The 19,082-nt window shown below is 70.6% G+C and carries 17 protein-coding genes; 10 read left to right on the top strand and 7 right to left on the bottom strand.

Annotation, left to right across the window (positions count from 1 at the left end; translation table 11 throughout):
* The 5 genes from NDW01_RS04945 to NDW01_RS04965 all read left to right on the top strand — a co-directional run bounded on the left by NDW01_RS04945 (nt 1) and on the right by NDW01_RS04965 (nt 5,086).
* The gene (locus tag NDW01_RS04945) at nt 1-864 is read left to right on the top strand and encodes a 4Fe-4S dicluster domain-containing protein (protein WP_252816966.1); all 864 of its coding nucleotides are present in this window, start codon (nt 1-3) and stop codon (nt 862-864) included.
* Nucleotides 861-1,958 (top strand): NrfD/PsrC family molybdoenzyme membrane anchor subunit, encoded by a 1,098-nt coding sequence (nrfD, locus tag NDW01_RS04950; protein ID WP_252816968.1) that lies wholly within the window; start codon nt 861-863, stop codon nt 1,956-1,958. Before NDW01_RS04945 ends, nrfD begins: the two co-directional genes overlap by 4 nt.
* Nucleotides 1,959-2,145: 187 nt before the next feature.
* Complete coding sequence (locus NDW01_RS04955) at nt 2,146-2,748, top strand: hypothetical protein (RefSeq protein ID WP_252816969.1); 603 nt, start codon at nt 2,146-2,148, stop codon at nt 2,746-2,748.
* Nucleotides 2,745-3,320, top strand: coding sequence for a YkgJ family cysteine cluster protein (locus NDW01_RS04960; RefSeq protein WP_252816970.1), 576 nt, complete (start codon nt 2,745-2,747; stop codon nt 3,318-3,320). The genes NDW01_RS04955 and NDW01_RS04960 overlap by 4 nt, the downstream gene beginning before the upstream one ends.
* A 353-nt stretch (nt 3,321-3,673) precedes the next feature.
* Entirely contained in the window at nt 3,674-5,086 is a 1,413-nt protein-coding gene (locus NDW01_RS04965) for a multicopper oxidase family protein (protein WP_252816971.1), read from the top strand.
* A 152-nt stretch (nt 5,087-5,238) separates the two neighbouring features.
* Here the strand turns inward: NDW01_RS04965 and NDW01_RS04970 are convergent, their stop codons facing one another.
* Both NDW01_RS04970 and NDW01_RS04975 read right to left on the bottom strand, forming a co-directional pair.
* The gene (locus tag NDW01_RS04970; protein ID WP_252816972.1) at nt 5,239-5,802 is read right to left on the bottom strand and encodes a flavoprotein; all 564 of its coding nucleotides are present in this window, start codon (nt 5,800-5,802) and stop codon (nt 5,239-5,241) included.
* Nucleotides 5,803-5,853: 51 nt separating this feature from the next.
* The gene (locus NDW01_RS04975) at nt 5,854-7,068 is read right to left on the bottom strand and encodes an XRE family transcriptional regulator (protein ID WP_252816973.1); all 1,215 of its coding nucleotides are present in this window, start codon (nt 7,066-7,068) and stop codon (nt 5,854-5,856) included.
* Nucleotides 7,069-7,218: 150 nt separating this feature from the next.
* Between NDW01_RS04975 and NDW01_RS04980 the strand changes: the two genes are divergently transcribed.
* Nucleotides 7,219-7,566 (top strand): hypothetical protein, encoded by a 348-nt coding sequence (locus tag NDW01_RS04980; protein WP_252816975.1) that lies wholly within the window; start codon nt 7,219-7,221, stop codon nt 7,564-7,566.
* A gap of 502 nt (nt 7,567-8,068) precedes the next feature.
* Nucleotides 8,069-8,521: a hypothetical protein gene (locus tag NDW01_RS04985; protein ID WP_252816977.1), complete on the top strand. Its 453-nt coding sequence runs from the start codon at nt 8,069-8,071 to the stop codon at nt 8,519-8,521.
* A 126-nt stretch (nt 8,522-8,647) separates the two neighbouring features.
* Here the strand turns inward: NDW01_RS04985 and NDW01_RS04990 are convergent, their stop codons facing one another.
* Entirely contained in the window at nt 8,648-10,021 is a 1,374-nt protein-coding gene (locus tag NDW01_RS04990; protein WP_252816979.1) for an aldehyde dehydrogenase family protein, read from the bottom strand.
* Nucleotides 10,021-11,112, bottom strand: coding sequence for an acyl-CoA synthetase family protein (locus tag NDW01_RS04995; protein WP_252816980.1), 1,092 nt, complete (start codon nt 11,110-11,112; stop codon nt 10,021-10,023). The genes NDW01_RS04990 and NDW01_RS04995 overlap by 1 nt, the downstream gene beginning before the upstream one ends.
* A 137-nt stretch (nt 11,113-11,249) precedes the next feature.
* On the opposite strand from NDW01_RS04995, the gene NDW01_RS05000 reads away from it, so the two are divergent.
* A complete protein-coding gene (locus NDW01_RS05000; RefSeq protein ID WP_252816981.1) occupies nt 11,250-11,888 on the top strand; it encodes a TetR/AcrR family transcriptional regulator in 639 nt (212 codons plus the stop codon).
* A 36-nt stretch (nt 11,889-11,924) separates the two neighbouring features.
* Here the strand turns inward: NDW01_RS05000 and NDW01_RS05005 are convergent, their stop codons facing one another.
* The 3 genes from NDW01_RS05005 to NDW01_RS05015 form a co-directional block, all read right to left on the bottom strand.
* Nucleotides 11,925-13,529 carry an L-lactate permease gene (locus NDW01_RS05005; protein ID WP_252816983.1) on the bottom strand — a complete coding sequence of 535 codons (1,605 nt, stop codon included), beginning with the start codon at nt 13,527-13,529 and terminating at the stop codon, nt 11,925-11,927.
* A 49-nt stretch (nt 13,530-13,578) separates the two neighbouring features.
* Entirely contained in the window at nt 13,579-14,688 is a 1,110-nt protein-coding gene (locus tag NDW01_RS05010; protein ID WP_252816984.1) for a zinc-dependent alcohol dehydrogenase, read from the bottom strand.
* Nucleotides 14,689-14,756: 68 nt separating this feature from the next.
* On the bottom strand, nt 14,757-17,516 hold the full coding sequence (locus NDW01_RS05015) for a lectin (protein ID WP_252816987.1): 2,760 nt from the start codon (nt 17,514-17,516) through the stop codon (nt 14,757-14,759).
* A 180-nt stretch (nt 17,517-17,696) separates the two neighbouring features.
* Between NDW01_RS05015 and NDW01_RS05020 the strand changes: the two genes are divergently transcribed.
* Together NDW01_RS05020 and NDW01_RS05025 are read left to right on the top strand one after the other, a co-directional pair.
* On the top strand, nt 17,697-18,209 hold the full coding sequence (locus NDW01_RS05020; RefSeq protein WP_252816989.1) for a MarR family winged helix-turn-helix transcriptional regulator: 513 nt from the start codon (nt 17,697-17,699) through the stop codon (nt 18,207-18,209).
* 194 nt (nt 18,210-18,403) lie between these two features.
* Nucleotides 18,404-19,039, top strand: a complete 636-nt coding sequence (locus NDW01_RS05025; RefSeq protein WP_252816991.1) for a UbiX family flavin prenyltransferase — start codon at nt 18,404-18,406, stop codon at nt 19,037-19,039.
* The last annotated feature ends 43 nt before the right edge of the window (nt 19,040-19,082 follow it).

Consider the following 19,082-nt stretch of genomic DNA (forward strand, 5'->3'; position numbering starts at 1 on the left):
ATGGCAGAGCGCATGGGCTTCTTCACCGACACCTCCGTGTGCATCGGCTGCAAGGCCTGCGAGGTGGCCTGCAAGGAGTGGAACGCCATCCCGGAGGACGGCCTGAACTTCACCGGGATGTCGTACGACAACACCGAGAGGCTCGGCGCCGACAGCTGGCGGCACGTGGCCTTCATCGAGCAGCGCAAGCCGCTGGCCCGGCAGGAGCCCGGCGTGGACCACGAAGGCCCGGTCCCGCCCCTCGGCACGCCGCCGGACCTGGCCCCGATGAACCCCATGACGCCGGGAGAGGGCGGCGACCTGCGCTGGCTGATGTCCAGTGACGTCTGCAAGCACTGCACGGTCGCGGCCTGCCTGGACGTCTGCCCCACCGGCGCGCTCTTCCGTACGGAGTTCGGCACGGTCGTCGTCCAGTCCGACGTCTGCAACGGCTGCGGCTACTGCATCCCGGCCTGCCCGTTCGGCGTGCTCGGCCAGCGCAAGGACGACGGTCGGGCCTGGAAGTGCACGCTGTGCTACGACCGGATCGGCGACGGCCTGGAACCCGCGTGCGCCAAGGCATGCCCGACCGACTCGATCCAGTACGGGCCCCTGGACGAGCTGCGCGAACGCGCCGCGGCCCGGGTCACCACCCTGAACGACGCGGGCGTCGACGACGCGCGCCTCTACCTCGCCGACACCGACGACGGGATCGGGGGAGCGGGCGCGTTCTTCCTCCTCCTCGACGACCCCGAGGTGTACGGCCTGCCCCCCGACCCGATCGCCACGACCCGCGACCTGCCGGCCATGTGGCGGCACGCCGCGCTCGCCGCCGCGGGCCTGCTCGGCGCCGGCCTGCTCGCGTTCGCCGGGCGGCGGCGATGAGCGAGGAGGCGCGGGGGCGGGACGACGGACAGGCCGGACGGGACGCGATCAGCGAGGAGGTGCACGGACGGCAGGCGCTGAGCCCCGGGGACCACGCGCGCGACGCGCTCACCGGTACCGCCGGCCCCCGCCGGCGCCGTCGCCGCCGCGAACGGCCGGTGGTGCCCGAGCCGGAGTTCACCTCCTACTACGGCAGGCCGGTGGTCAAGCCGCCCGTCTGGAAGGCGCTCGACATCGCCGGATACCTGTTCCTCGGCGGACTGGCGGGCGCGTCCTCGGTCCTTTCCGCCGGCGCCGAGCTGACCGGACGGCCCCGCCTGGCCCGCGGCACCCGGATCGGCGCCGCCGGCGCGATCGCGGTGAGCCTGGCCGCCCTGGTCCACGACCTCGGCCGCCCCGCGCGCTTCGTCAACATGCTGCGGGTGCTGAAGTGGACCTCGCCGATGAGCGTCGGCTCCTGGATCCTCAGTGCGTACGCCCCGGCCGCCGGAGCCGCCGCCCTCTCCGCCGTGACCGGCCGCCTCCCGCGGATCGGCACGGCCGGCGCGATGGCCGGCGCGGTCGCCGGACCGGCCGTCGCCGCCTACACCGGTGTCCTCCTCGCGGACACCGCGGTCCCCGGATGGCATGAGGGCCACCGCGAGCTGCCGTATCTGTTCGTGTCCTCGGCCGCCGGGGCGGGCGGCGGCCTTGGCCTGCTGGTCGCGCCACTGGCGGAGGCGGCGCCCGCCCGCCGCATGGGCGTGGCGGGCGGCACCGCCGAACTCCTGGTGGCCCACTTCATGCGAAGGCGGATGGGCGTCGTCGCCGAGGCGTACGAGACCGGCCGCGCCGGCGTGCTCATCCGTACGGCGGAGGCCCTGACGGGCGCGGGCGCCCTCGCCGCCGTCCTCGGACGGCGCAGCCGATGGCTCTCGGCCGCCGCGGGCGGGGCACTCCTCGCGGGCTCGGCCCTCACCCGTTTCGGCGTCTTCGAGGCCGGAATGATCTCCTCGAAGGACCCGAAGTACACGGTCGTCCCCCAGCGCGCCCGCCTCGACGCCCGCGACGACGGGAACGCCGTACGGCCGGACGGCACCGTCCAGCAGCACTGACCCTCAGCTCCCCACCCTGCCCGCGACAGCGGCCATCGGCACGCTCACGCGCGAAGGCATGCCATCGCCGGGTCATGGCGGCAACGACGTCCGCCCGGGCGAGCGTGCTGGATTGAACCGTCGAGCGTTCCGCTCCGTATGCCGGAGAAGGACTGGTCTGTGGTGCCGTAGCGAAGGGGATGAAGCAGTGCTGTCGGATGAATCGCCGGGCGTGCGAGCCCAATGGCAGTCGTGCCGGGCGAAGACCCGCTGCGCGCGTGGTGCCCGGCACGTCACCGGGGCGGACATCGTCCGGATCTCCCGTACGCTTGCCGTGGAACCGTGGCATTTCACGCAGACCGCGCCCGCCGTGGCCGGCGACCCCACCGGGATCGTCCTTGACAAAGGCCGGCGCCGGGTCTTCCTCAAGCTCGCCAACGCCATGCACGGGTGCGTCTTCTCGGTCCGTGCTCCCAGCGGCGCGACCTGCTGTGGCCTGGGAGATGTCGCTCCGATCTCATGCCGGATCTTCCCGGCCGCCACGAAGGACGGCGCTCCGGAGGTACGTCCCGAGCCCGGATGCGACTGCCGGGAGTGGGAGCTGGAGGATCTGGACCAGGAGGCGCTGACCGAGGCCCTGCGCACCTGGTCGGCCGATCGCGACCATTGGTTCGAGGTCGTGGCGCGGTGGAACGCGCTGGCCGCCGAGTCCAATGAAGACTTGGGCATCGAGGATTTCCAGCGCTACCTGCTCGAGGCGCAGTACGCCCGTGAGGCCGGCGCCGGGTGGCCCGAGGAGGTGACGGCATGAACGGCAGCGGTGCCAATGTCGCCGGCTGTGCCGGTTGCGCCGGCAGATGCTGCCGCTCGTACGCCGTCGGAGTCACCGTCAGGGATGTCCGGGCGCTCGCCGAAGGAACCGCCATGCATCCCAGCGACTTCATCAGGCTTCGGGACACCAAGGGAGAGGGCTTCCGCCTTCAACCGGGCGGGCCCGCGAAGGAGATCTGTCTGCAACGCAGATCGGAGACCGGTGCCTGCGTGTTCCTCATGGAGATCGCCTCCGGCATTGCCCGGTGCGGTGTCTACGCCCACCGCCCGCTGGTGTGCAGCACCTTTCCCCTGAGCCTTCACCGTGGCGTGGTGACGACCCGCGAGGACACGGTCTGCGGTCCCGACTCCTGGAACCTCGCCACGATGGACCTTCCCGCCTACCGGCGCGACATCACCCGCGACCGATCAGCCTGGGCCGAACATCGACAGGTCATGCGGTCCTGGAACACGGTCGTCGATGCCCGCGGCTGGAAGGCGACTTCCCAAGACCTTTATGAATACCTGCTGAACTGCCCGCTCGAAGCGGCGGCGCAAGGTCACAAAGACTGAACGCCACGGCCGCGCGTGGCCCCCTTTCGATGACGACATCGGTCTCGACGCCGTCAGAGGCGTTCCTGTGAGCGGAAGGGCTTTCGCCGACCGTCGCGGGACCGCCCTGGGCGCCGAGAACCGGTGGGGGAGCGAGGTGCGGAAAACCGCTCGACAGGGGCGGCCGGTGATCAGCCCTCCTCCGGCGGATATCGGCCGCCCATGCCCCAGATGGCGAGTGCCGCCGTCCTGGCGGGCGACCGCCTCCCCGCCGGCCGGACGTCCGACGACCGTGGTCAGCGGCCCTCCAGCGGCTCTTGAGGCGCCGGCGGCACAGTGCTCTCCGTTCGCAGCGACGGGGAGAAGGTGCCGGAATGCTCGATCGGAGACAGACCCTGAGGATCGGTGCGCTGGGGGGCGCGGCACTGCTCCTCCCGGGCGGCGCGCGCGGTGCGGTCGCGCGCGCGGCGGACACGTCGCCGTTCTCACTGCCGCTCGTCGTCCCGCCGGTCAAGCGCCCGGTGCGCCGGACGGCCACGACGGACTACTACGAGATGACCATGCGGGAGGCGACCGCCCAGATCCTGCCCGGCGTGCAGACCCCGGTGATGACGTACGACGGGTGCTTCCCCGGCCCGACGATCCGCGCCCGACCCGGCCGGCGCGTCGTGGTGCGGCAGCGGAACGCCCTGGGGATGGAGGCCGTGGTGCACCTGCACGGGGCGCACGTGCCGGCCGACAGCGACGGGCACCCGAAGGACCCGATCGCGCCGGGCGCCTTCCGCGACTACGTCTACCCGAACCTGCAGCCCGCCGCGACGCTCTGGTATCACGACCACACGCACCACATGGAGGCCGAGATGGTCTTCCGCGGGCTGGCCGGCTGCTACCTGCTGGACGAACCACGGAGGACCGGCCTGCCCGCGGGCCGCTACGACCTGCCGCTCATGCTGCGCGACGCGCAGTTCGACGACCAGGGCGGCCTGGTGTTCACGATGGGAGACGCCCGGAAGCGCACCGTGCTCCTGGTCAACGGGTGCCGGCAGCCCTATCATCCGGTCGCCGCCCGCAAGTACCGGCTGCGGCTGATCAACGGCGCGAACACGCGCTACTTCACGCTCGGCCTCAGCGACGGCCGTCCGATGTGGCTGATCGCCTCCGACGGCGGCCTGCTGCCGGCACCCGTGCGCGCCACCGGCGTCACCCTCTCACCGGGCGAGCGGGTCGACGCCGTCGTCGACTTCGCCGACCTCGCGCCGGGCTCGCAGCTCACCCTGCGGAACACCGACGCGAACACCGGCCAGCCGTCGGACCTCCTGCGCTTCGACGTCGTCCGCCGGGCGTACGACCCCAGCCGCATCCCGTCGAGGCTCGGCGGCTCCCCGCCCGACCTCGGCCCGGCGGCGGTCCACCGCGACATCGTCATGGGGGTGAACCCCATCACCGGCATGTCCGAGATCAACGGCAGGTCCTTCGACATGGACCGGATCGATCAGCGGATCCAGCTCGGCCAGACCGAGGAGTGGCGCATCGTCAACAGCGACGTCAACCCGCCGATCCGGCACAACCTCCACGTGCACGGAACGCACTTCCAGGTCATCGATCGCAACGGCGTACCGGTGTCCGGCCACGAGGCCGGCTGGAAGGACACGGTGGCGATCCCGAACGGCGGCGACGTGCGGATCAGGGTGCGCTACGAGCGCTATACCGGCCTGTACCTCTACCACTGCCACCTGCTCGATCACTCGTCGATGGGCATGATGGCCCAGTCCGAGGTCACCGCCTGAGCCGGCGGGACGCCAGCCGAGGCTCAACGCAGAGGATCCTCGTCGTCACGGCAACGAAAACCCTCGGCGCAACGCCGCCGGTCGGCGCCGCCCAGACCATGCGGTACGTCGTCAGTCGCGGGACGGCCTTGTGCTTCTGCTTGTTCGGTGCCCTATCGGGCTTCGTGGCCGGCGAAGCAGTCCTCGACTTGTCTTAGGGCCGCCTGCCAGGGGAAGGCTGCGATGCGCTCGGTCCCCGTACCCGGCGGGTGTGGCTCGAAGCCTCCAGGGCCCAGGAGAACGTTCATGTTCTCGGCCGCCAGTTCGTCGACGCTCCGGCGGAAGGCCCGCCGTCCCGCCATGGCGGTGTTCACGAACGGCAGGAATACCGTGGGAATACCGAGACCGGGGGCTTCGGCGAGGATGCCGAGTGCGTAATTGTCGCTGATGCCGGCGGCGCATTTGTTCATCGTGTTGTAGGTCGCCGGAGCGACGATGATCGCATCGGCTTTGGGCGAGCGTGGTTCTTCCGGCCTGCGGTACTGACTTCGGACCGGACGTCCGGTCTGGGTTTCCAGGCTCGGCACGTCGAGGAAGTTCAGGGCTGAGGGCGTGGCGACGACTTGCACGTCCCAACCACGTCGCTGAGCCAGGTCGACGAGCCGGCCGACCTCGGCAGCCGGTCCGGCTCCGCACACGATGGCGTACAGGACACGCCCCTGATGCTCCTGTGTCACAGACAGATCCCCATCTGGTGAGTCGGTGGCCACTGCTCGAATGTTCCTGCATCAGAAACGGACTGCGATCTGAGTGCCGAACTCCCTGATCTGCCTCTTGAGGCTCCGGGGAGCGGCAGCCAGGAGATCGCGCACAAGGCGGTGGACGGCTGGTCGGGTTGAGACTTCTTGGGGGGCGAGTTGATGGGCGGCACGCAGGATCTCGTATGCCTTCTCATGCTTGCCCCATTGAGTGAGGGCGCGGGATGTATCGATCAGGAGGGCGGCTTTGCGCTCGGTGATGGGGATGCGGTCGAACTCGATGCGGCGGGCTTCGGCGATGGCGTGTCCTGCGTCGCCGAGGGAGGCGGAGATGTTGACACGATGGAGCCGGACATTGGTGGGGCCGAAGGCGGTCCGTCGGTAGTTGTGGTCTCCGCCGAGGCGGTCGGCGGCGTCTTCGGCTTCGTCCAGCATGGTCGCGACGGTGGCACGGTCGTTCCGCCGCCCGGCCGAGGTCGCTCCGCGTAGAAGGAGCGACCCGTAGATCGACAGCGAGTCGGGGGTGTGCTCGTCGATGTCGCGTTCCAGCCTGACGGCACAAGCGGCGGCGGTCGCGCTAGCCGCGTCGTAGTGGCCGTCGTCCATCAGGGCGTGGGTGACGATACGGGCACTGGAGCCAATGGTGACAGGGTCTTCGCTGATGCGAGCGGCTCGCATACTGCGATCGGCGGCCGGCCAGGCGAGCCCCTCGTCGTCGAGTTTCAGCAGGATGCTCGCAGCGACGTGGTACGCCTCAGCGGACAATGTGTGGGCCTGGAGCCTGTCGTCTCCCTTAAGGAGATCGCATGCGGACGCCAGGTCGGCGAGCAGGCCCGGTAGCGCCTTGATCGCCGTTGAGTAGCGGCACGCCTGGTAGTCGCGCTTCGACGCGGCGACCGACGCACGCAGAGCGCTGAGATCCGGGCGGACGGAGTCGGGCAGCCCTTCGGAGACATCCGGATGACCGGCCAGGGCGGCGGCGAAGGCCTCGACGCCTGCAAGGGGTGTGCGGCTGTCAGGGAGATCGGAGAGAACGGCCCTGAAGAGTCCGGCTGTGGTGAGTCGATGGAACGTTCGCCTCTGCACGGGACTCCCCTCCTCGTCGGTATTCAGGCACGCGATGGCGATCTGAGTCTGACTGGCTCCGGCATATTGTCGGATAAGGCGGAACAAACGGCCGATATCGCGTGCTCGTAACGCGGCGAGGGCGTCGGGGTGGCTCCACAAAGACGGCGGGATGGTCATCGGACCCATTCCACGTCCCGGCATCGCGCTTCCCTCCGTTCTGTCCATATTGCGGTGCAGAATCGTGCCGGCTGCGGCTGAGCGTATATCCCACCGAGGGATATCAGGCGGTTATGGGTCCGAGTGTGCCATCGGCGGATCTTTGATCGCATGCAACGCGAGAAGACGAGCGAGCTGTCGTTCATATCTCCGATGGGCGGCAGGGACATGGCCGGACCGAGTCATCAGCGAGAGCTCGAAGCGCTGGTGGAGCTGTGCCGGGAACTGATTCGACTCGGCGTCACGAGCGTCGGGATGAGCGACGCTCGCCCTGCCGTCTCGATGCGGGGCGGCCTGGCGGATCGCAAGATCTGGGTCGAGGTGGACGGCTCCCGGTGCGCGTTCGTGTGGTGTCGGGAGCATCACGAGCGACACACGATGGACGACCCGGCGGGGGCCGCTGCGCGGCTGGTCGAGTACCTGAGGATTCGTAACGCCGAGTCGGGCGACCCGGGATGACACCAGATCCCGACCTCGTACTGCGGCGGCGGTTCCCGGGGTTGGTGTTCTGGCTCGGAGCGAGTACGGGGACCTGGTGGGCGCTGATCCCTCCGCCGAGCGGCTGGCGGCTCATCGAAGCCGCCGATCCCGATCAACTCACGCGCGCGGTTCTCGAATCCCGGACATGGCCGTGGCCCGCCCCCTGGCGCGGGGCCTGCTGGACGCGCCGATAGGCGGGGCGGCCGAAATGTTCGGTGAAGCCGCCAGAGATCGGTCTCTTATCGGGAGGAATTGCCCGGTAAGCAAGGCTTCGCCGAGCCCTTTGCAGGGTCAAGACAGAGAGGAGGTGGAGTTCGTGAATGAAGCGGTGTGGCGCAAGGCATCGCGTCGGTGCGGGGCTATACCGGCGAGGACGGTGAGGCCTGCGTCGAGATCGCCGTCATCGGCATGCGGTGAGTGACAGGGCGTCCCCCCGAGGCGAAGTCGGGGGGACGCCTCCCTCGATCCTAAGGACTGATCCGTGCACTTCCATGCGTACCTCTACCGAGGTCCCGGCGAGGCGATCAAACCGTTCGACGACGCCCGGCGCGTCGGGACGCCCGAGTTCCAGACCGCCGTCGTCCCGCCCGAGGCCACCAGCGCCTGGCTGGCCCGGCCTGCCCGGATGGTGAAGGGCACCTGGGACGATCCCGCCGACGCGGTGACCTGGCTGGCACAGCAGTACACCGACATCGCCGACCAGCGCATGCACCTGGACCGGCAACACCAGGCGCCCTCCCTGGAGACGATGACCGCGAACGCCCTCGACACCCTGCGCCGTGGCAACGACGTCGTCTGGGCCTGGTGGCTCAGAGGCGGGAACTTGGCCGACCTCACCGTGGTCTGTTGCCCGAACCGGGACGGGGACCCACGGTGTCCACTCGGACGCGAGGACGGAAGACCGGCGAGCGTTCGAACGGGCTCACATCGCTGAGGTCAGAGCTTGAGTCGGCGGGACGCGGGCTCCGGAGGCTCAGCGCCGAGGATCCTCGTCGTCATGGCGACGGAAACCCTCGGCACAACGCCGCCGGGCGGCTCCGCGCCGACCGTGCGTACGTGGTCAGTCGCGGATTACGGCCTTGGTGCGCATCAGGAACTCTCCCAGGTACGCGTCGTGCGGGACGCCCGGCGTCATCCAGTAGGTCGGGTGGTCGCCGATGTAGAGGTTCTTGATCGTGGGGTCGGCGAGCAGGTCGTCGAGGAGCTTCTCGTCCCTGGTGACCGCGGTCAGCACGAGCGTGTCGTGGAACACCGCGGGACCGGCCTCCCGGGTCCAGGGGGCCACCCACACGCACGGGAACGCGAGCTCGACGTTGGCCTGCTCGGCGAACGGGTCGTCGAGCTCGTGGACGGCCGGCCGGAGCACGGCGCTGCCGTCGGGGAGCTCGTCGACCACGCCGTCGCCGCCGAGGTGGGCCCTCGTGCCCGCGGCCTTGGCCTGCAGGTAGCTCTCGATCTTCCTGGCGGCCGGCATCGAGTAGGCGGTGAGCACGGCCTTCTCGTCCTCCGGCGGCAGGCTCGGGATGGCCGAGAGCCGGGCGGCGATCGCCTCGGCGAGCGGGGCCGGGTCGCCCTCGACGAACACGGCGGTGGTGTTCACACAGGCGGTCCCGCCCTCGTGGCTGATCGAATCGACGATCATGTCGATGTGGTCGCGCCAGTCGGAGTCGGCGGTGACCAGGATCTTCGACCGGCCGGGGCCGTTCGGCAGGACGGTCGTGTCCGCGGCGTACTTGTCGATCACGTCCTGGCCGCCGTACACCATGCTCAGGTCGGCCTGGCGCAGGATCTCGTCGGCCTCGGCGTAGTCGGTGGGCAGCAGGACGATCTGGTCGTCGCCGAACCCGGACGCGCGGAGCGCCGAGATCAGGCGGTACGGCGTGAGCGGTTCGCGGCGCGAGGGCCGTACGGCCACCCGGAAGCCGAGCGCGAGGGCCTCCAGCCACAGGCTGTGCACGCCGGGGTGGTTGCCGGCCGCGTGCACCGCGAAGACGTCCCCGCGGCGGATCCACACCGCCGTGCCCTCCCGGGCCTTCGGGTCGCGCCAGTCGTTCACCGCGCCGACGGGCCGTGCCTTCTGCGCGCTGTCGTACGAGCCTGCGGCGCTGCGGGCGATGGCCCGCACCGCCCGCTGGACGATCGGCAGCGGGGTGCCGGACATCCGGCTCACCGTGTACTGGTAGTCGGCCGCGGACATGCCGTCGACGACGCCGGTGGCGAACAGTTCACCCGCCGCGCGCATGGCGGCCAGGCGCTGCTCCGTGGGAAGGGTCTCGGCCTTGCGCAGCGCGGACATGGCGCGGGTGACGAACAGCCTCGGGACGAAGCTGAGCTCGACCAGTGGGTTCCCGGCCACGTCGGGGACGGTCAGCCGGTTGTGCGCCCGGTAGGAGCCGTTCGGTCCCAGCGCGTCGATGAAGATCGGATCGGTCATCAGTACACCCCTTCGATGACGGTCTCGTCGTCGAAGCGGGCGACGGGAGTCACGTCGGCCACCGAGTCCCCGGCCAGGCCGGCCGGCGGTTCGACCCGGGTGGCGAGGTCTCGTTCCAGGTTGTTGGGCAGCAGCATGTTCTTGGTGACGTGGTTCATCACGACCTGGCCGCGCTCGCCGTGGTCGACGGTACGGCCGGTGTCGGGGTCGATGACGCGGAAGGTGATCCACGGAGCGGGCGGGTCGAAGATGCACGCGTCGTCGTCCGTGAGGTCGAGGCGTTCGTTCGAGCCGCCGAGGATCATCGTGCTCCCGTACGTGCCACGGAGCTTCACGCCCGGGAAGACCTCGGTGCGGTACAGGTAGCGGGTGTCGGCGTCCATGTGCGCGCCGCCCCAGACGATGCCCTTGACCTTTTCGTCGATCAGCTCGACCAGGTCGTCGTGCCGGGAGATCCGCTCCAGCAGCGGCGGCGTGGTGATGATGACGCCGACGTCCTGGGTCCGCAGCACGAACCCGGCCTGCTCGACGAGGTGCTCGGCGTACGCCTCGGCCTCCTCGGCCTTGCCGGCGGCGACGAGCTTCTTCACCCAGCGCGGGTCCATGTCCACCGTGAACCGGATGCCACCGCGGTCGGTGGCGTGCTGTTCGGACATCTTGCCGGCCATGTGCGGCCCGCTCGGCATGACGACGAGCCAGTTGACGTTCTCGGGGAACCCGGCGGCGTCCATCCCGGCGTTCATCCACGCCATGATCCGCTGCCACCAGTCCCGCAGGATGATCACGCGTTTCGGGGCGCCGGTGGTGCCGCCGCTCTCGTACACGCCGACGACGTCCGCGTCCGCGCCGTATCCCCTGGGGATGAGGTCCTCCACGCGGACGTCGCGCAGCTCGTTGACGATGTTCGGGAACAGGGACAGGTCCTCGACGCTCTTGACGTCCTTGCGCGGGTCGAAGCCCAGGGTCTTCGCCCGCTCGAGCCAATACGCCGAGCCCGTCTCGGGGCTGAAGTGCCACTCCATCGCGGCGCGGACGAACTCGTCGGGGTCCGGCCGAGCGTCGAGTGGAAGATCAAGGATTTTTTCGCTCACTTTGGCACACCCTCCTTGGCCGCGACGGGCGGCCAAGCGGTTCGTGGGTTGTCTCGCTTCCTCTTCCAGAGTATTTTTCATTACGGTACTGTCAAGTAAAGATATGATCATTTCCGCAGGTCAGGAGGCGTTTGATCGTGACGGAGGCTCCGAAGAAGCAGCGGGGGCGCCCCCGTGACCCGCTGATCGAGGAGGCGATCCTGCGCGCGGCCCGCCGCCGGCTCGCCATCGACGGCTACTCCCGGATGACCGTCGGCGCCGTCGCCGCCGACGCCGGCGTCACCCGGCCCACGGTCTACCGGCGCTGGGAGAGCAAGCACGACCTGGTCGTCGACGCCCTCGACCACGCCTTCCGCGCGCTGCAGGACGCCGCCCCGCCCGTCGATCTGGAGCGGCTCACGGCGCGCGAGGCGGTCACCGAGGCCGTACGGCGGCTCGACGTCCGTGAGCCCGACCGGACAGGGATCATGCTCGTCGGCCACGTCATGGCCGAGGCCGAGCACAACCCCGAGCTCCTGGAGATGGTGCGGACCCACGCCGTGCTGCCCCGGCGGCGCCTGCTGCTCGACACCTTCCGGGCCCTCCAGGAGCGCGGCGACCTTCGCGCGGACGTCGACCTGGAGGCGGTCGCCGACATGTGCATCGGCAGCTACTACGCCGCGTTCATCCGCGGTGGAGAGGACGGAGAGCTCCCCACGCGGGTGGTCGCCACCCTCTGGCCCGCGATCTCGGCGGAGCCCGGCGAGTCCGCCCACCAGGACCGCGCCGCCTCCTGAGCCCGACCGACCGCGCCGCCTCCTGAGCCCGACCGCTCACCCCAGGACCATCCAGGACAGCGGGCCCGCCGCCATCAGGGCGACCAGGACGGCGAACCCGGCGAGGCAGGCGACGCTCCACGGGAAGGTGCGCCGGAACAACACGCCCTCCCGGCCGGCCATCCCCGCGACGGCCGCGGCCATGGCCAGGTTCTGTGGACTGACCAGCTTGCCCAGGACGCCCGCCTCGCTGTTGGTCGCCGCGAGCAGGACCGGGCTGATCCCGATCCGGCCGGCCGCCGCCACCTGGACCGCGCCGAAGAGCGCGTTCGCGGAGGTGTCGGAGCCGGTCGCCGCGACGCCGAGCCAGCCGAGCACGGGGGACAGCAGGACGAACACGCCGCCGGCGCCGGCCAGCCAGGTGCCGATGGTCGCGGCCTGCCCCGAGTAGTTCATCAGGTAGGTCAGCGCCATCACCAGGACGACGGTGGTCGCGGCACGCCGGATCCGCACGGCCGCCCGGCCGTACTCGCGGAGCGCGGTACGAACCGGCAGCCGCAGGAGCACCGTCGAGATCAGTCCGGTCAGCAGCAGGATCGTCCCGGTCGCGGCCGGCCAGTCGAACGCGAAGGTTCCCAGGCTCAGCGGCCTGCCGTGAGCGTCGGCCACCCGTACGCCGGGCCAGGGGAACCGCACACCGAGGCGGGCGGTCGCGCGGGACACCGGCGTGTCGAGCGAGACGAGCGCGAGGAGCGCGACGAGCAGGAGATAGGGCGTGAACGCGCGCAGCCCGGCGGCCGGTGAGCGGCCCGGAGACTCCGGGTCTCCCGGCGCGAGGGCCGGGGTGGTGGCGGGCGACCACAGCCGCAGCAGGACCACGGCCGCTCCCGTGGCCGCCAGGGCGCCCACCAGGTCCGACAGCGGGTAGGCCAGGTGGTTGGAGGTCACGAACTGCCCGGCCGCGAAGCCGAACCCGGTCACCACGGCGATCGGCCACAGCTCGCGCAGCCCGCGCCGTCCGTCCAGCACGACCACGATGATCACGGGCAGGAAGGCCGCCACGATCGCGGACTGGCGTCCGACCATCCGGCCCAGTTCCACCGCCGGCAGGTTCGTCGCCTTGGCCAGGGCCGTGATCGGGTTCCCCATCGACCCGAAGGCGGTCCCGCCGGCGTCGGCGAACATGGCCACCGTCGCCGCGCGGACGGGGGCGTGCCCCAGCCCGATGAGGATCGCGGTGACCACCGCCACCGGCGCGCCGAAACCCGCCAGGGCCTCCAGCAGCGCGCCGAAGCAGAACGCGAGGACCAGCGCCTGGATCCGGCGGTCCGGCGACACGGCGGCGAAGGTCTGCCGGATGACCGACAGGAGACCCGACGCGTCGATCAGCCGGTTCAGCCACACCGCGTTCAACATGATCCACACGATCGGGAAGAGGCCGAACGCCGCGCCCTGGGCCGCGCCGCTCAGCGCGGGCGTCACCGGCATCCGGTAGGCGAGCACGGCGATCGCCGACGCCGCGAGCAGGCCGCAGGCCGCCGCCACGTCGGACCGTGTGCGGAAGACGCCCAGCAGGGTGAGCAGCAGGCCCAGGGGGATCGCCGCCACCGCGGCGGACAAAGCCAGGGAGCCGCCGATCGGATCAAGGATCTGTCGGTACATCGGCCGCCCCCACGCCGGTGCTGATTCCCCGATCGGGCCGACGCCGAGCTCACGGAACGATGACGATCTTCAAGGGATCGCCGTCGCGCTCCCGCAGGACCCGGAACGCCTCGGCGATGTCCTCCAGCGGGAAACGGTGGGTGACCAGCTCCCCGGCCCGGAGCATCCCCGCGGCCGCCAGCGCGACGGCGCGGCGTACGTTGTCGCCTCCCTCGCCGCGCGCGGTGTACATGGTGATGTCCTTGCGGACGATCGCGCCGAGGTCCAGCCGTACCGGCTCCGGGTAGTACGCCAAAAACAGGATCTTGCCGCCGCGCCGGGTGATCCGGCCGCACTGCTCGGGCACGTCGGGGCCCCCGGAGGCCTCGATCGCGAGGTCGACGCCCAGGCCGCCCGTCAGGTCGAGCACCGCCCGGACCGGATCCACCTCACGGGCGTTCAGGGTGTGGTCCGCCCCCAGCGCGCGGCCGAGCCGCAGCCGGGACTCCCGTGTACCGACGAGGACGACCCGCGCCGCGCCCATGCGCTTGCACACCTGGGCGGTCATCAGGCCGACCGGGCCGGGCCCGAAGACCGCGACGTCCTGCCCGGCGATGTAGGCGCCCGCGGTGTCCAGCCCGTACAGACCGGTGCCGGCCGTGGTGATGAGGACCGCGTCCTCGTCCGTGATCCGGGCCGGCAACCGGTACAGCGCGCTCACGTGGTGGATCGCGTACTGCGCGAAGCCGCCGTTCGACGTCATCCCGGTCGCACGGTGCCCTCTGGCGGGGTCGCCGTAGTTGAGGCACGCGGTGTACCGGCCGGTCAGGCAGTTACCGCACCGCCCGCATCCGTGGTGCGCCTCGATGCACACCCGATCGCCGGGCGCGACCTCGTCGACGGTCGCGCCGGTGGCCACCACGGTGCCGGTCCACTCGTGGCCCGGGATGTGCTCACCGTACGGCGGCGTCTGCGGGAAGTGGCCGTCGAGGATCTTCAGGTCGGTGCCGCAGGTGCCGCACATGGCCACCCGGACGAGCACCTCCTCCGCCCGCGGCTCCGGCACCGGCCGGTCGACGACCCGCAGGTCGCCCGGCCCGAACAGGACCGCCGCCCGCATCACGTCCGGAACACACGGACCGGGCGGTCCGGGTGGTCCGGGCGAACGGATCGTGACCACGTGTACACACTAGGCGGTGAACTCGGCGCGGGCGTGGGGGGCCGGGGCCCCGCACGCCGCTCGGTGCGTCAGCTCGGCAGCGTCCACTGCTGGGCGGCGGTCTTGTTGCAGGTGTAGATCTGCAACTGGGTGCCGTCCGTGGTGGTGCTGTTCGGGTCGTCGAGGCACTTCCCGGACTCCGGGTTGACCAGTGCCTTGTTCGCGGTGTCGTAGGTCCACTGCTGCGCGCCGGTGGAGTTGCAGTCGTAGAGCTGGACCTTCGTGCCGTCGGCCGTGCCGCTGTTGCTGACGTCCATGCACTTGCCGAAGGCGGTCAGGGTGCCGTCGCCCTGCACGGTCCACTGCTGCGCGTTGGTGTTGTTGCAGGTGTAGAGCTGGACGTGCGCGCCGTTCGCGCCCGAGCTGTTCGCCACGTCGACGCACTTACCGGCGATCCCGGAGGTGATCGGGCCGGTCCGGGTCGTCGTGCCGCCGCTGCCCGCGTACGACGGGGGAGCGGACGAGGCCGCGGTCGCCCAGGAGGTGTTCGCCGTCGTCCCGAGGGTGAGGGCGAGTGTGCCGCCGGACGTCACCGCCGAGGCGGGCAGGTAGGCGTTGTTCCAGTCGCCGCCGTTCCAGGTCGCGCTCTGCACGTACGGCGCGTCGGTCGCGGCCTGCGGCGCGTTGACGGTCAGCTTGTTCCCGGTGCTGAGGGTGATCACGACCTGGGTGAACAGCGGGCTGCCCAGGGCCAGGTCGGAGGTGCCCGGCGTCTCGGGGAACATCCCCATCGCCGACCAGACGTACCAGGCGCTCATCGTGCCGAGGTCGTCGTTGCCGACGCCCCAGCCGGTGGGGGAGTCCGGCCACAGCTTGTTCTGCACGTTCCGGATGACCTCCTGGGTGCGCCAGGGCCGGCCCACGTAGTCGTACTCCCAGGGCAGCTCGATGCTCGGCTCGTTGCCGAGGTCGGCGTGGTCGCCGCCGCTGCCGTCGTACGCCGCGAGCACGTGGTCGAGGTAGCTCACCATCCCGGTGTTGCCGCCCTTCGCGTCCGCCAGGCCGCGGACGTTGAACGGCACCATCCCGGTGTACTGCCAGGACGTGCCCTCGACCATCTCGGTGCCGCTCGTCGGCGAGAAGCCGCCCGCCCAGGACCCGCTGGACGTACGCGGCTGCATGAAGCCGCTGGAGGTGTTCAGCAGGTTCTTCCAGTTCTGCGCGCGGTCGACGAACTTCTTCTGGTTCGCCGTGTCACCGAGCGCGCCGGCGAACGTTCCGACCGCGAAGTCGGCCGTGTCGTACTCCAGGGTCGTCGAGACGGACCCGTAGTAGTTGCAGCAGCCGTAGGTCCCGTCGCTGGGCAGGTAGCCGATGCTGGACAGGTAGTTCAGCCCGGGCCGGTCGTTGTTCGCGACCGTCGCCTGGTGGATCATCGCGTTCTTCGCGGCGGTCGTGTCGAAGTCCCGGCCGCCGAAGGCGTAGATGTCGGCGATGATCGGGGCCGCCGGGTCGCCGACCATGACGTAGGACTCGCCGTTGGCCTGCGCCCACTTCGGCAGCCGGCCGCCCTGGGCGTAGTCGTTGACCGCGGACTGCGCCACGTCGCTCGCCTGTGTGGGGGCGATCATGCCGATGAGCTGGGCCTGGCTGCGGTAGATGTCCCAGCCCGAGTAGTTGGCGTACTGCGCGTGCCCGGACGCGGCGGTGTGCACGGCGTTGTCGAAGCCCATGTACTGGCCGTTCGCGTCGCTGAACACGTTGGGGTGCAGCAGCGCGTGGTACAGCGACGTGTAGAAGACGTGCTGCTGCGCGGTGGTGCCGCCGGCCGTCTGGATCCTGCCGAGCATGGTGTTCCAGGCGTTATGGGCCGCCGTGCGGGTGGCGTCGAAGTCGAAGTTCGGCACCTCGGCGTCCCGGTTCGCCGTCGCGTTCGCGTCGGAGGTGAACGAGATGCCGATCCGCGCGGTCACCACCTGGTTCGCGGTCGTGTCGAAGGTGAGGTATCCGCCGTTCGGGGCGGCCAGCGGCGCCGCCGTGCTCGCCGCCGTGCCGTGCAGGCGAGGATGGTCGGGCCGGTCCGCCGCGTGCGGCGAGACGGTGGTGCCGGTCGTCCGCGCGGTCGACTTCTGCGCCAGCCGCCGGGCCCCGGCCCGCACGCCGGACGCGAGCCAGGTCCCCGTGCTGAACGGGTGGTCGAACGCCACGGAGAAGTGCAGCGTGTAGGTGTTGGCGGCGTTGCAGAAGCGGCCGCTGGTCACCGAGCCGACGACCTCGGTGTTCCCGACGGTCTGCCAGGTCGTCGCGGAGACGGGGTTCTGGCTGCCGGTCAGCTTGAACAGCAGGTTCGCCTGCGTGGTGGACGGGAAGGTGAAGCGGCCGATGCCGCCGCGCGTCGTGGTGGTCAGCTCGGTCTTGACGCCGTTGCCGAGCGTCACGCCGTAGTACCCGGGGGACGCCGACTCGTTCGCGTGCGAGTACGACGCACTGGCCGATCCGGGGCTGCTCACCGCGCCGGTCGTCGGCATGATCGGCACGTCGCCGTACGCGCCGCAGCCCGGTCCGGCCATGTGGGTCAGGCTGAACCCGGTGATCGTGGAGCTGTTGTAGGAGTAGCCGCCGCCCAGCGCGCGGCTGGACGTGTCGGGACTCCACTGCAGCATCCCGAACGGGACGTCGGCGCCGGGGAAGTCGTTGCCTCCGTTGGTCGTGCCGAGGAGCGGGTTGACCAGGGAGGCGGGGTCGGAGACGAGCCCGGCGGCGCTCGCCGGGGCGGGGGCGGGGAGGAAGAGCGCGCCCAGTAGGAGGAGCGCGGGCGTGAGAGCACGCAGGGGGCGGGGGAGTGCCATCCTTGATTGCCCTTTCGCGGAGGGGGATAGGGCGATGACAACGTTGTCGCCTGGTTGTACGCCCCGCTTTAGCGGCAGTCAAGATTTTTGTCATGAGTCGGCCACCCGTTCCCGCGGCGGAACCTCTGCCGCCGATCCCCCTATACTCCGTGCACGTCCGATGAACGAAGGAGTGGCCGCATGAGCGGTGCCGACGAGGCGCCCGCAGGCTCCGGTCCCAGTGCCACGGCCGGAGGTGACGACGCGGAGATCCGGGCACTGGTCCGCCGGGGGACCAGCGGCGCCGGGCACCTGATCCGGCGGTTGTTCCAGCTCCGCACTCGGATATGGCAGGACATCATGCCCTGCGACCTCACCGGCCCGCAGTTCACCGTGCTCGGGACGTTGTACGAGCACGGCAGCATGGACCAGGGCACGCTCGGGCAGCACGCGGGGCTCGACAAGTCCACGGCCGCCCCCATCGTCGAACGGCTGCGCGGTCGCGGCCTCCTCATGACCAGGCGGGACACTGCCGACGCCCGGCGCAAACTGCTGGACCTCACCCCGGAGGGCCGGCAGATGGTGATCAAGGCCGCCTCATTCGCCGCCCAGGTCGACGAGCGGCTGCTCGAGACACTCAACGCGGACCAGCGCGAGGAGTTCTTCCGGCTCGTACACCGCGTTCTGGCCGCGGACACGGAGGAATCGGAGTGACCCGGACTGCTCCGGAGCCGAAGGTCCCGGCCCCGCGCGGTGAGCGGAGAGATGCGCCGCGGACACGCGCGTACAACCTGGTCAGGTCGCTTCCGGCCCGGTAGGCAGGGTTTTCGCGATCTCGTGGGCGGGAACTGTTGCGAGGTCGGCCTCCATGAGGCCTGGACCTTCTGCGCTCACGGGGGAGCGACCTCATGCCCGAGAACCGAAGAATCACGGTTGCGGTGACCGGTGCCGGCGGCGTCGGTGTGTCCAAGCGGCTGCTGGCCGCGCTGCAGGACGATGACCGGGTCACTCACGTCGACCTGCTGGTGTCGGCCAACGGCCGCAAGCTGGTGGCCCTGGAGTTCGGCACGCAGGAGGACCGGGACTCGGTCGCCCAGGCGCTGGGCGCCACGTCGCCGAAGGTCCGGCTGCTGGATCCGGCCGATCTGGCCGGTCCGGTGACGAGCGGGAGCTACCCGTACGACGCGATGGTGATCCTGCCCTGCGCGGCCGGAGTGCTCGGCCGCATCGCCCACGGTCTGGCCCTCGACCTGATCGAACGCGCCGCCGACGTCGCGCTGAAGGAACGTCGCAGGCTGGTGCTCTGCCTGCGTGAAACCCCGCTGAACCTCGCCCACCTGCGCAACATGGTCTCGGTCACCGAGGCGGGTGCGATCGTCTTCCCGATGATCCCGACCTACTACAACGCCCCGGAGACGCTGGCGGAGTTGCAGGACGAGTTCGCCGAACGCGTGCTGCAGCTGCTGGGGCTGCAGCGCACCGACCGCTACCGATGGGACGGCGAGAGCACGCCGGCCCGGCGGGAGCACACCGGCACCCCCTGAGCGGGCCCGCCTCCCGACCCCTGATTCGGCAATAGGACGTACA

Origin of the sequence: Actinoallomurus soli, assembly GCF_024055715.1 — a bacterium.
Classification (GTDB): domain Bacteria; phylum Actinomycetota; class Actinomycetes; order Streptosporangiales; family Streptosporangiaceae; genus Actinoallomurus; species Actinoallomurus soli.